Here is a 13,121-nt window from a genome sequence, read left to right on the forward strand (position 1 = left end):
TCCATCGACGCAAAGCAGGCGCCCGGCCCAAAGGACCGAACGCCTGCCTAGTGTGGCGATTACAGCAGCCCGAGTAGCCGCAGATCGCTCACGTACTTGGCGATGATCGCCGGTGTGACGTGCGGGATGTCCTTCTCGGGACCGATCTTCGACTCCTGTACCGCGGTGCGGAACACGTTGGTGGGAGCGATCGAACCGTTGATGGGCTTCTCCGGCTTCTGGTAGTTGTGCAGCAGCGGCAGCAGGGAGGCATTGCGCTGCTTCTCCGGCAGGCCGCGGAGGGTGGTCTCGAACCGCTGCAACCACTCGCCGTAGTCGGCGATGCGCTGGATAGCGCTTCCTCCCGAGATCATCCAGTCGACGAACTCGTCGAAGCCGATGCCGTCGTCGTAGGGGTTCATCACGTGATAGGTCGCGAACCCGTCGCCGCTCTGTGCCCCGAGCACCGCGACTGCTTCGGCGATGAACTCGACCGGCAGTCCGTCGTAGTGGGCGCGCTGCCGGTTGCCTTCGCCGTCCAGTTCGTAGAACGAACCGGGCGCGATCCCGGTGGCAGCCAGGCTCAAGATCGTCCTGGTGAACATGTCCGGAACGTTGAGCTGACCCGCCCAGGTGGTGTCGGCCAGGATCATGTCGCAGCGGAACACCGCGACCGGCAGGCCGCACAGATCGTGCGCTTCGCGCAGGAGCACCTCGCCGGCCCACTTGCTGTTGGCATAGCCGTTGGCGTAGCCGTCGTCGATCTGGCGCGTCGCGCTGATCTGTCGGATGTCGGCGTCCTCGGTGAACGCACCCGGCGCGATCCCGCCGCCCACCGCGATCGTCGAGGTGTAGCTGAAGGGCTTGATCCTGCTGGTCAGCGCCAACCGGATCAGCTCCGCGGTGCCCAGCGCATTCGGCCCGAACAGCTGGCTGTAGGGCAACACGTGGTTGACTAGCGCGGCCGGGTCGACGATCACGTCGACGGTGTCGGCCAGCCGCTGCCAGGTCTGCCGGTCCAGGCCCAGGTCGGCCTCGCCCTTGTCACCCGCGAGCACCTCGAGGTGCTTGGCGGCCAGGTCCCGGTAGTGGGCCAGCAGCTTGGGATCTCCGCTGTCGAACGTGGCGTCCAACCGGGCGCGGGCGTCCTCGTCCGATTTTGCCCGCACCAGGCAGATCACCTTGCCGTCTACCAGCGCCATCCGCTGCAGCCATTCCAGCGCCAGGTAGCGGCCCAGGAAGCCGGTGGCTCCGGTCAGCAGGACGGTGCGCACCTGCTCGCTCGGTGCCGGCAGGCTGGGCGCTGCGGCCAGGGTGTCGGCGTCGATGAACTTGTCCAGCGTGAGGTCACTGGCGTGCACCTCGACGGCGTCGCGCCCGTGTACCGAGGCGAACGTCGGCCGCTTGGAGCCGGGCTGCCGCTCGGCCTCGATGTAGGCGGCCAGCGCCTGCAGGTCGTTGGCCGGGCTGACGATGACGCCGACCGGCACCTCGACCCCGAAGATCTCCTGCAGCAAATTGGCGAAGGTCAACGCGGACAACGAGTCTCCGCCGAGGTCGGTGAAGTGCGCGTCCGCGGACAGGTCGCTGCTCGCGGTGCCCAGCATCGCGGCCGCGGCCCGGCTCACCGTCTCCAGCACGGGCCCGTCGGCGCCGCCGCGCCGCAGTTCGCTGAGCTCGCTGGCCTGGCCGGCGGCCAGGTCGGCGTAGAGCTGTTCCAGCCGCTCGCCGTAGTGCGCCTTGAGCTTCGGCCACGCCAACTTGCGGATGCCGGTCAGCAGACCGTTCTCCAGGGTGAACGGGGTGGTCTCGACGATGAAGTCGCGCGGCACCTCGTAGGACTGCAGACCCGCCTCTTTCGCCACGCTCTGCAGCGAATCGGCGATCATCGGCTTCAGCGCCTCGACGCTGTGGGCCGCCAGTGCGTCCTGGGTCGGCACCACGACGGCCAGCAGGTAGGGGTGCGCGCTGTTGCCGTAGACGTAGATCTGCCGGATCAGCGGGCTGTTGCCGAATACCGCCTCCAGCTTGGCGACGGTGACGAACTCACCCTGCGCCAGCTTGAGCACGTTGTTGCGGCGGTCGACGTAGCGGACCTGGTCCGGGGCGACCTCGGCGACCACGTCGCCGGTGCGGTAGTAGCCATCCTCGTCGAACACGCTGGCCGTGATCTCCGGGCGCTTGTAGTAGCCGGGGAACAGGTTCTCGGTCTTGAGCAGCAACTCGCCGCGCGGGTAGGGCCGGTCGGTGGTGAAGTAGCCCAGGTCAGGCACGTCGACCAGCTTGTAGTCGATCACCGGCGGGCGCTGCACCTCGCCGTCGAACAACACCATGCCGGCCTCGGTGGAGCCGTAGCCGTCCAAAAGGTGCATCTCGAGCAGCGACTCCGCCCAGGCCTTCAACTCCGGGGAGGTGGGGGCCGAGCCGGTCATCGCGAAGATGAAGCGTCCGCCGAGCAGGTTCTCCCGCTGGTCCACCAGTACCTCGGCCTCAACGGCGGCGCGGTCACCGCCGTCCAATAACCGGCGGTCTACCTCACTCAGAAATTCGCCGTACAGCGTCTCCCAGATGCGTGGCACGAAGTTCATCTCGGTGGGACGCACCAGGGCCAGGTCTTCCAGGAACGTCGAGAGGTCGCTCTTGGCGGCGAAGTAGGCGGTGCCGCCGTTGCCCAGCGTGCCGTAGAGGATGCCGCGTCCCATGACGTGGCTCATCGGCATGAAGTTGAGGGTGATCGACGCGGCGGTCGGTCCGAACCAGTTCTTGGCGGACCGGCGGAACATCTTGCCGACATTGCGCTGCGGGTACATCGCGCCCTTGGGAGCGCCGGTGCTGCCGGAGGTGTAGATCAACAGGGCCAGTGCGTCTTCGGCCAGTTCCGCGTGCGGTTGCGCCGGCGCATCGGTGCCGCGCTGCAGGACGTCGGACAGCGTCTCGACCGCCACGCCGGTACCCGACAGGGCGGCCACTGCGCCGTCGAAGGCCTCCCGCTCGTCGTCGACCTGCGGGTGGTAGTCGAAGACCACCAGCTTCGCGGGCGCCTGGGCGGCGCCGCGGATCAACTCGACGGCGTCGGTCAGCTGGTTCACGCTGGCCGCGATCAGGGCCGGCTCGGTCTCGGTGACGATCGGCTGCAGCTGGGCGATCGCCGCGCTGGTCTGCAGCGGCACCGACATCGCGCCGATCTGGCCGAGCGCCATATCGATGGTGGTGTAGTCCACGCTGTTGAAGCCCAGCACGCACACCCGGTCGCCGGTCTGCACGGCGTCGGCCAGGGCGCGGCCGACCGCGGCGATCCGGTCGCCGAGTTCGCGGTAGGTGATGGTCTCGAAGCGGGGGAGCAGAGTCAGCGCGGTGCGCCCGGTCGCCGGGTCCGCCACGAACTCCACGGCCCGGTGGCCCAGCGCCGGCCGGTCGGCGTAACCGTCGACCACGGTTTGGATGACCTGGGGGAGCCGCAGGTCCGGGTTCTCCAACGCCTCGGCCACCGCCGGATCCGGCTGGGCGGCGGCGAACTGGGGGTCGGTGGCAGCAAGCTCTTCGGCGCGGCGGGCGATCCGCTCCTCTTGGGTGGTCGTCATATCAGATCCTCTTTGAAATGAACTGGAGAAGAATGAAATCTAGGTGGCGCGGCACTGCGCTGACAGAAAGAACGTTAGCTAAAGTAAAGATATTCCTCAATGAGGAACCGCTGCATGTTGCCTGTGAATTGCGCCACCAACCTCAGGCCCGGGAATCGGCCGGGTCGAGCGCGTCGAGCAGTCGCTGCATGGTTGCGCACATGTGCGCGAAGTCGTCGGCACCCACCAATTGCGACCACCGCGCCTCAATGTCGGCGACTCGATCGCCGGCATCGGCAAGCAGGCGCCGCCCACGGTCGGTGAGGTCGATGAGCTTGGCGCGACCGTCGTCCGGGTCGGCGCGGCGAGTCAGGTATCCCAGTGCCGCGAGGTCGTTGACCAGCTCAGACGTCGCGGCGAGGCTCAACTGCGCCCGCGCTGCCAGCTCCGTCAGTCGGATGCCGCCCATCCGGACGTTGCCGAAGATCTGTAAGTGCGGGTCCCGGACGTCGCCGTAGCCCTGCTCGGCGTGTGGCGCCGCGAGATCGGTGCGGAACTGTCGCGTCAGTCGCACCAGCAGCTGGCCGATCGCCTGCCGATCCGCGGGGAGATCACTTGACGTCGCCATGGTTCCCGAAGATACTACGGATACCGAAGTTTCGGGTTCCGAAGTAAATGGAGCGATCATGACCAGCCTGACGGACGAGTTTGTCGAGACGGACGTGGGGCGGCTGCACGTGCTGCGCCGAGGTACGGGACCGGTGACCATCCTGTGGCACAGCCTGTTTCTCGACTCCCGGTCGTGGGTTCCGCTGATCGGCGCGCTGGCCGAACTGGTGCCGGACCGGACCGTCATCGCCGTTGACGGTCCGTCACACGGGCGCAGCGAACCGCTCAACCGCGACTTCACCTTCGATGAATGCGCGCGGGCGGCCGCCGATGTCCTGGACCGCATCGGTGTCGACGAGCCGGTGGACTGGGTGGGCAACGCCTGGGGCGGTCACGTCGGAATCGTGCTGGCCGCAGGGCAACCTCAGCGGATCCGCACGCTCACCACCATCGGCACCCCCGTGCATGGCACCGAGGCCCGATTTCGTGTCACGAAGGGCTGGCCTCTGGTGGCGCTGTATCGGCTCTTCGGGCCGATCAAACTCGTCTGCGATCCGCTGTCGGAAGCGCTGCTGGGACCGGACGGATCGGCCGAGGTGATGGACGCATTCCGCGAGGCCGACCGGCTCGGGATGTACCACGCCGTGCGCTCGATGATGCTGAAACGCCCAGGCCTGCACGACCGACTACCGCAGATCGCGGCGCCGACCCTGATGCTCGCCGCTCACGACGACGACGAAGGCTGGCCGCCGGACCAGGCCCGGGCAGCCTGCGCCGCGATGCGCGACGCGCGGGTTGGCGTGGTGCGAGGTGGCGGCCGGGTGGCGCCACTGCTGGTCGATGCGCAGACGGTCGCTCGGACACTGGTCGACTTCTGGGCGAGCGCCTCGCCTGATGCGCCGCGACACTGAACCGCCGCACAAGACACGCCGGCGAGGGTGTGCCTGCTGTCAGTCTCGACGGCGGCCCAGCCGCTCAGAGGTCGGCGAACAACCCCGTCAGGACGTCCAGGCCCTCGGTCAGCAGTTCGTCGCTGATCGTCAGCGGCGGCAGCAGCCGGATGATGTTGCCGAACATTCCGCAGGTCAGCACGATCACCCCGGCGGCGTGCGCCGCGGTCGCCAACCGCGTCGTCAACTCGGGGTCGGGGTCGGACGTGCCGGACTTCACCAGTTCCATCGCGATCATGGCGCCGCGCCCACGCACGTCACCGACCCGGTCGTCGCCCGCCTGCAGTCGCAGCAGCGGCTCGGTGATCACGCGCTCGATCTCCTGCGCCCGCTCGATCAGGCCGTCGGACTCGATCATCTTGATGGTGGCCAACGCCGCCGCACACGCGACGGGGTTGCCGCCGAACGTCCCGCCCAGGCCGCCCGCATGCGGGGCATCCATGACCTCGGCCCGGCCCGTGATTCCCGACAGCGGCAGCCCGTCGGCGATGCCCTTGGCCGTCACGATGATGTCGGGCTGAATGCCCTCGTGCTCGCAGGCGAACATCTTGCCGGTGCGCGCAAACCCCGATTGCACCTCGTCGGCGATGAACACCACGTCGTTCTCCCGGCACCAGCGCAGCAGCGCGGGCAGGAAGCCTTCGGCCGGGACGATGAACCCGCCCTCACCCTGGATCGGCTCGATGATGACCGCCGCCAGGTTCTTCGCGCCGACCTGCTTGTCCATCACGCTGATCGCGCGGGCCGCGGCCTTTTCGCCGTCGGTGGCCAGTTCCTTGTCCAGCAGGCCGTCCCGGTAGGGATAGGACAGCGGAGCCCGGTAGATCTCCGGCGCGAACGGGCCGAACCCGCTCTTGTAGGGCATCGACTTGGCGGTGAGCGCCATCGTCAGGTTGGTCCGGCCGTGGTAGGCGTGGTCGAAGGCGACGACGGCAGACCTGCCGGTGTATGAGCGCGCGACCTTGATCGAGCTCTCGACCGCCTCGGCGCCGGAGTTGAACAACACCGAACGCTTCTCGCCCTCACCCGGGGTGATCCGGTTCAGCTCCTCGGCCACCGCGACGTACCCCTCGTACGGCGTCACCATGAAGCAGGTGTGAGTGAATTCCGCGACCTGCCGGCGTACCGCCTCCACGACGGGTGGGGCGGCGTTGCCGATCGTGGTCACCGCGATACCGGAGCCTAGGTCGATGAGCCGGTTGCCGTCCACGTCCTCCACGACGCCGCCACCGGCGCGCGCAATGAACACCGGCAGCGTGACTCCCACGCCGTGCGAGACCGCGGCGGTCCGCCGCTTGTTCAACTCCAAGGAGGCGGGACCAGGGATTTCGGTGGCCAAATGACGGCTCTGCTCGAGGCTGGCCACGGACTCCTCCTCCCGCGGACGCGCAGGTCACGTCGCGATCCAAAGCCTAGCCGGTGACCGGCGCGCGAGCGGCTTCAGCCGTGCCCGCCGCCGGCCGGGCCGATGCCGGTCGGTTTGCGACCTGCGCGAATGGCAGACTGGACCCCTAGCGACGTGAGTGTGCCCGGTTCAGACCGGCGCCGGCCCCGGATTGTGCGGGGGAATTCGAGCAATACCGATATGAAAGACGGGCGTTTCTGATGGAGAGTTTTGTCCTGTTCCTGCCGTTCCTGCTCATCATGGGCGGGTTCATGTATTTCGCGTCGCGGCGGCAACGCAAGGCGATGCAGGCCACCATCGACCTGCACGAGTCGTTGCAGCCGGGGGACCGCGTGCACACGACATCGGGACTGGAAGCGACGGTCGTCAGCTTCACCGACGACACCGTCGACCTCGAGATCTCACCCGGCGTCGTCACGACGTGGATGAAGCTGGCCGTGCGGGACCGGATCCTGCCCGACGACGATGAGGACTATGACGACGAGGACTATGAGGTCAAGAGCACCGCATTGGAGGTAGGCGAGGACGAGCCCACCGACTCGGAGTCCGGCCGCGTCATCAAGGATTCCTGACCCACTCCGACTGCCGCGCGCGCGAAATCCGTCGGAACGCGGCACGTAGTCTTTTCGGAGGCTCTGTCCAGGGCTGGATGGATCCTCAAGACCGATTCTCAAGGAGACAGAAGGAACGTGGCATCGTCTTCGGCGCCGGTGCAGCCTGCCCGCTATCTGTCCGTGTTCCTGCTCATGCTCGTCGGCGTCTACCTGCTGGTGTTTCTCACCGGGGACAAGAAGACAACGCCCAAGCTGGGCATCGACCTGCAGGGTGGCACCCGGGTCACGCTGACCGCGCGGACTCCCGACGGTTCACGACCCAGCCGGGACGCGCTGGCGCAGGCTCAGCAGATCATCAGCTCCCGAGTCAACGGGCTGGGCGTCTCCGGCTCGGAAGTCGTCGTCGACGGCGACAATCTGGTCATCACGGTGCCCGGCAGCGACGGCAACGAGGCCCGCGACCTGGGCCAGACGGCGCGGCTCTACATCCGGCCGGTGCTCAACTCGATGCCGGCGCAGAAGGCGCCCCAGGAGCCCAAGCCCGGGCAGCAACCGTCCGGCGGCGAGCCGGGCGCTCCCGCCCCCGCCCCAGGGGCCCCCGCCCCGGCCCCGGGTGCTCCCGGCGCACCGGCTCCCGCGCCAGGTGGACCGGCGCCCGCCCCCGGCGCGCCCGGTGCTTCGGCACCCGCCCCGGCGCAGTCCGGCGCCCCCGCTCCGGCGCCACCGCGTGGACAGCCCAGGCCCTACCCGCAGGATCCCGCGCCCAGCCCCTCGCCGGCGCCGAGTCCGGCGCCCAGCAGTCCCGCGCCTGGCAGTCCCGCGCCGGGGTCCACCCCCGCGCCGGCGCCCGGCCCGGCCCCCTCGCCGTCGCCCACGGGCGAGGCGCCGCCCACCGACGCACCGGCGGCCCCGGACCCACGCAAGGATCTGGCCGAGCGCATCGCGCAGGAAAAGAAGTGGCGGCAGAACACCAGCCAATACATCCAGATGATCGCGCTGCAGTTCGAAGCCACCCGCTGCGACAAGGACGACATCCTGGCCGGCAATGACGATCCGAAGTTGCCGCTGGTCACCTGCTCGACCGACCACAAGACGGCCTACCTGTTGGCGCCGTCGATCATCAGCGGCGACCAGATCCAGGACGCCACCTCCGGGATGAATCAGAGCAGCCTGGGCTACGTGGTTGACCTGCAGTTCAAGAGTGCCGCGGCCAACGTCTGGGCCGACTACACGGCCGCGCACACCGGCACTCAGACCGCCTTCACGCTGGACTCGCAGGTGGTCAGCGCGCCGATGATCAGGGAGCCGATCCCTGGCGGGCGCACCCAGATCAGCGGCGGTGATCCACCGTTCAGCGCGGCGACCGCCAAGCAGCTCGCCAACGTCCTGAAGTACGGGTCGCTGCCGTTGTCGTTTGAGTCCTCAGAAGCCCAAACCGTCTCGGCGACACTGGGTTTGACGTCGCTGCGGGCCGGCCTGATCGCCGGCGGGATCGGCCTGCTGCTGGTCCTGTTGTATTCACTGCTCTACTACCGGGTGCTCGGGGTGCTCACCGCGTTGTCGTTGGTCGCTTCTGGCGCAATGGTTTACGCGATCCTGGTGCTGCTGGGCCGGTACATCAACTACACCCTGGACCTGGCCGGGATCGCGGGTCTGATCATCGGCATCGGCACCACCGCCGACTCGTTCGTGGTGTTCTTCGAACGCATCAAAGATGAGATACGCGAAGGTCGTTCGTTCCGGTCGGCGGTACCGCGCGGTTGGGCAAGGGCCCGCAAGACGATCGTGTCCGGCAACGCAGTGACGTTCCTGGCGGCCGCCGTGCTGTATTTCCTGGCGATCGGACAGGTGAAGGGATTCGCGTTCACCCTGGGCCTCACCACCATCCTCGACCTCGTCGTCGTATTCCTGGTGACCTGGCCGCTGGTGTATCTCGCCTCTAAATCTGCGCGACTGGGCAAGCCGGCGTACAACGGCCTGGGCGCAGTTCAGCAGGTCGCACGCGAGCGCCGGGCGTCGAGTTCGGCAGCCAAGACGGGACGGGGTTAAGCCATGGCGTCCAAGCCCGAAGCCAAGACCGAAGCCAAGACCGAAGTCATCGAACTCGACGACGACTCGAAAACCACTGGGCCGCAACACAGTTTCCTCTCGCGGCTGTACACCGGCACCGGTGCCTTCGAGGTGGTCGGGCGGCGCAAGCTCTGGTACGGCGTCAGCGGATCGATCATGGCGATCGCCATCCTGGCGATTCTGATCCGGGGGTTCACCTTCGGTATCGACTTCAAGGGCGGCACCACCGTCTCGATGCCCTCCGCGGGTGCGTCGGGCACCGCCCAGGTCACCCAGGTCGAAGACGTGTTCCACCGCGCCATCGGTAAAGACCCCGAATCGGTGGTCACCGTCGGCAAGGGTTCGTCGGCCACCGTGCAGATCCGGTCCGAAACCCTGTCCAACGAGCAGACCGAGAAGCTGCGCAACGCGCTGTTCGACGCGTTCCACCCCAAGGGGCCCGACGGGAATCCCAGTAAGAAGGCCATCAGCGACGCGGCGGTGTCGGAAACGTGGGGCGGCCAGATCACCAAGAAGGCGGTGATCGCGCTGGTGGTGTTCTTGGTGCTGGTCGCCGTCTACATCACCGTGCGATACGAGCGCTACATGACGCTGTCGGCGCTGGCGGCCATGATCTTCGACATCACAGTCACAGCAGGGGTGTACGCCCTGGTGGGCTTCGAAGTCACCCCCGCGACGGTGATCGGGCTGCTGACCATCCTCGGGTTCTCCATCTACGACACCGTCATCGTGTTCGACAAGGTGGAAGAGAACACCCACGGCTTCCAGCACACCACCCGGCGCACCTTCGCTGAACAGGCCAACCTGGCCGTCAACCAGACGTTCATGCGGTCGATCAACACGAGCCTGATCTCGGTGTTGCCGGTGCTGGCGCTGATGGTGGTGGCGGTCTGGCTTCTGGGCGTCGGCACGCTGAAGGACCTGGCGCTGGTGCAGCTCATCGGCATCATCATCGGCACCTACTCGTCGATCTTCTTCGCCACGCCGCTGCTGGTCACGCTGCGCGAACGCACCGAGTTGGTGCGCACCCACACCCGCCGGGTGCTGCGCCGGCGCAACGCCGGACCGGCGACCGAGAAGCCGGCCGCCACGGACAAACCCGCCAAGCCCGCCAAGCCCGGTAAGCCCGCCGACACCGACGACACCGACGACGCCGACGACACCGCAACCACGGAACAGGCCACCGAGGCCGCCACCTTCAGCAAGCCTGCGGCCACCAACAAACCGGCACCCGGTGCGCGACCCGCGCGTCCCACCGGCACCCGGCGCCCCACCGGCAAGCGAAACGCCGGCAAGCGGTAGGCCGCATGTCCATCTGGTCTCGCTGGCGTGCAGCGATGCTGGCCTCCGGCGTGGCCGTGCTGATCGCGGCCACCCTGAGCGCCTGCTCGGGCAGTGCCGCGGGCAGGGTCGACTACGTGGTGGACGGCGTTCTGTCCACCTACAACGCCAACACGGTGATCGGCGCTGCCTCGGCGGGCGCCCAGGCATTCGCGCGGACCCTCACCGGGTTCGGCTACCACGGGCCCGACGGGCAGGTCGTCGCCGACCACGACTTCGGCACCATCTCGGTGGTGGGCGGCTCTCCGCTCGTCCTCGACTACCAGATCGCGGACAACGCCATCTATTCCGACGGCAAGCCGGTGACGTGTGACGACCTCGTGCTGGCATGGGCGGCGCAGTCCGGGCGGTTCGGCGGGTTCGACGCCGCCACCCAGGCCGGCTACGTCGACATCGCGAACATCGAGTGCACACCCGGCCAGAAGAAGGCCCGGGTCTCCTTCATTCCGGACCGCGGCGTCGTCGACTACACCCAGCTGTTCACCGCGACCTCGATGATGCCGTCACACGTCATCTACGACACCCTCGGCACCGACATCACCACGGCGTTGCTGACCAACAAGGGCGCGGTGGTCGAACAGGTCGCGAAGGTGTGGAACAGCACCTGGGACCTCAAGCCGGGCATCGACCTCAAGCGTTTCCCGTCGTCCGGGCCGTACAAGATCGAGCGGGTGCTGGACGGCGGCGCGGTGGTGCTGGTGGCCAACGACCGGTGGTGGGGCGCCAAGGCGATCACCAAGCGGATCACGGTGTGGCCGCAGGGCGCTGACATCCAGGACCGGGTGAACAACCGCAGCGTCGACGTCGTCGATGTGGCGGCCGGGTCGTCGGGGGCGCTGGCCACGCCGGACAACTATGAACGTGCCGATGCCCCGTCGGCCGGAATCCAGCAGCTGATCTTCGCGGCGCAGGGCCCGCTTGCGACGAGCGCCGCCCGGCACGCGTTCGCGCTGTGCACCCCGCGGGACGCGATCGCCCGCGACGCCGGTGTGCCGATCGCCAACTCGCGGCTGTCGCCGGCGGCCGAGGATGCACTGTCCGCGGCCGAGGGCGCCAACGAGGCCGCCCAATTCAGCAAGGCCGACCCGAACGCCGCGCGGGCCGCGCTTAACAATGCCGCGCTGACGGTGCGGATCGGCTACCGCGGGCCGAACGCGCGCCTGGCCGCCACCGTCGGTTCCATCGCCGCCTCGTGCGCGCCGGCCGGAATCACCGTGTCGAACGTGACCCTGGACACCTCGGGGCCCCAGGCGCTGCGGGACGGGAAGATCGACGTGCTGCTGGCCAGCACCGGGGGAGCCAGCGGCAGCGGGTCCACCGGATCGTCGTCGATGGATGCCTACGACCTGCACAGCGGCAACGGGAACAACCTGTCGGGCTACGCGAATCCGCAGGTGGACGGGATCATCGGCGCGCTGGCGGTCTCGGCGGACCCTGCCGAGCGAGCTCGGTTGCTGGCCGAAGGCGCCCCGATTCTGTGGGGCGACATGCCGACCCTGCCGTTGTACCGGCAGCAACGCACCTTGTTGATGTCGAAGAAGATGTACGCGGTGAGCCGCAATCCCACGCGTTGGGGGGTCGGCTGGAACATGGACCGATGGGCCCTGATGCAATGAGGTTGCGGTGAGCAGTGTTCCTGCCATGATCACGGCCCTGGCCCGCACTGTCCCTGACTTCCCGGAACCTGGCGTACTTTTTCGCGACCTCACCCCGGTGTTCGCCGACAGGGACGCGCTAGCCGCGATCACCGACGGATTGGCGGACGTCGCGAGCGGCGCCGACCTGGTCGCCGGCATCGATTCGCGCGGTTTCCTGCTGGCCGCGGCCGTCGCCACCCGGCTGCGCACCGGCGTGCTGGCCATCCGGAAGGGCGGCAAGCTGCCGCCGCCGGTGCTCAGCGAGGACTATCAGCGCGAGTATGGCGCGGCCACCATCGAGATCCCCGCCGACGGGATCGAACTGGTGGGTCTGCGTGTCGTGGTCATCGACGACGTGCTGGCCACCGGGGGTAGCGTCGCCGCCGCGCAGCGCTTGCTCGAGCGGGTCGGCGCCGACGTCACCGCTGCGGCGGTGGTCATGGAGCTGGAGGCGCTGGGCGGCCGCGACGCGATCGCGCCGCTGCCCCTGCACAGCCTCAGCCGGGCGTGAGTTCTGCAGACACGAGGGGAGCCTGAATGAGTGGCGAGGATGTGCAGGGTGCGGTGAACCCGCGACCGCGGCCCGCCGGGGTGAGTGATGCCACCGTGGAAGCGGTCGGGGCGGTGACCGAAGCGCTGGAGTGGGTGGAGCGGGCGCGCGGCCACCTGTACTCGTTTCACCAGCTCATGGGACACGCCGATCTGCTACTCGGCGAGGCCTGCGACAAACTGCGTGCCGCCGGACACGACGACATCGCCCAACGGCTCGAGGACGACATGGTGGGCCGCAACGTGTTGCAGGGACGGTGGACCTTCCAGATCGTCGAGGAGTTCGACGACGACTACTGGTCGGTGTTCCGGGATCACGAGCGCCAGGTCCGCGACGCGTTGCAGGGTGGTATGCGGCACTTGTTCGAATCCGAGATGAAGGAAGACCGCCGCACCGCCGGCCGGCCACACCACGAAGCCCGCCCTGGCGAGGCACCGGATCACTGAACGACCCGGACGGACCGGAT

At 68.1% G+C, this 13,121-nt stretch carries 10 protein-coding genes; 7 read left to right on the plus strand and 3 right to left on the minus strand.

Annotated elements, in window-relative coordinates:
- Positions 1–59: 59 nt before the first annotated feature.
- Together car and C0J29_RS12150 are read right to left on the minus strand one after the other, a co-directional pair.
- Positions 60–3,560, minus strand: coding sequence for a carboxylic acid reductase (gene car / locus C0J29_RS12145; RefSeq protein WP_120792474.1), 3,501 nt, complete (start codon positions 3,558–3,560; stop codon positions 60–62).
- A 142-nt stretch (positions 3,561–3,702) separates the two neighbouring features.
- Positions 3,703–4,167, minus strand: coding sequence for a MarR family winged helix-turn-helix transcriptional regulator (locus tag C0J29_RS12150; RefSeq protein ID WP_120792475.1), 465 nt, complete (start codon positions 4,165–4,167; stop codon positions 3,703–3,705).
- A gap of 58 nt (positions 4,168–4,225) precedes the next feature.
- Between C0J29_RS12150 and C0J29_RS12155 the strand changes: the two genes are divergently transcribed.
- Positions 4,226–5,059 (plus strand): alpha/beta fold hydrolase, encoded by an 834-nt coding sequence (locus C0J29_RS12155; RefSeq protein WP_120794694.1) that lies wholly within the window; start codon positions 4,226–4,228, stop codon positions 5,057–5,059.
- Positions 5,060–5,123: 64 nt separating this feature from the next.
- Here C0J29_RS12155 and gabT read toward each other — a convergent pair whose 3' ends face one another.
- Entirely contained in the window at positions 5,124–6,464 is a 1,341-nt protein-coding gene (gene gabT / locus C0J29_RS12160; RefSeq protein WP_120792476.1) for a 4-aminobutyrate--2-oxoglutarate transaminase, read from the minus strand.
- Between the two features lie 239 nt (positions 6,465–6,703).
- On the opposite strand from gabT, the gene yajC reads away from it, so the two are divergent.
- The 6 genes from yajC (at position 6,704) to C0J29_RS12190 (ending at position 13,101) form a co-directional block, all read left to right on the plus strand.
- The gene (gene yajC, locus C0J29_RS12165; RefSeq protein WP_120792477.1) at positions 6,704–7,075 is read left to right on the plus strand and encodes a preprotein translocase subunit YajC; all 372 of its coding nucleotides are present in this window, start codon (positions 6,704–6,706) and stop codon (positions 7,073–7,075) included.
- A gap of 117 nt (positions 7,076–7,192) precedes the next feature.
- Complete coding sequence (gene secD / locus C0J29_RS12170; RefSeq protein ID WP_120792478.1) at positions 7,193–9,106, plus strand: protein translocase subunit SecD; 1,914 nt, start codon at positions 7,193–7,195, stop codon at positions 9,104–9,106.
- Between the two features lie 3 nt (positions 9,107–9,109).
- Positions 9,110–10,429: a protein translocase subunit SecF gene (gene secF / locus C0J29_RS12175; protein WP_120792479.1), complete on the plus strand. Its 1,320-nt coding sequence runs from the start codon at positions 9,110–9,112 to the stop codon at positions 10,427–10,429.
- A gap of 5 nt (positions 10,430–10,434) precedes the next feature.
- Positions 10,435–12,084 carry an ABC transporter substrate-binding protein gene (locus C0J29_RS12180; protein ID WP_120792480.1) on the plus strand — a complete coding sequence of 550 codons (1,650 nt, stop codon included), beginning with the start codon at positions 10,435–10,437 and terminating at the stop codon, positions 12,082–12,084.
- Between the two features lie 25 nt (positions 12,085–12,109).
- Complete coding sequence (locus C0J29_RS12185) at positions 12,110–12,616, plus strand: adenine phosphoribosyltransferase (protein WP_120792481.1); 507 nt, start codon at positions 12,110–12,112, stop codon at positions 12,614–12,616.
- 26 nt (positions 12,617–12,642) lie between these two features.
- On the plus strand, positions 12,643–13,101 hold the full coding sequence (locus C0J29_RS12190; protein WP_120792482.1) for a hypothetical protein: 459 nt from the start codon (positions 12,643–12,645) through the stop codon (positions 13,099–13,101).
- Positions 13,102–13,121 lie beyond the last annotated feature (20 nt).

This window comes from Mycobacterium paragordonae, assembly GCF_003614435.1.
Lineage (GTDB): Bacteria > Actinomycetota > Actinomycetes > Mycobacteriales > Mycobacteriaceae > Mycobacterium > Mycobacterium paragordonae.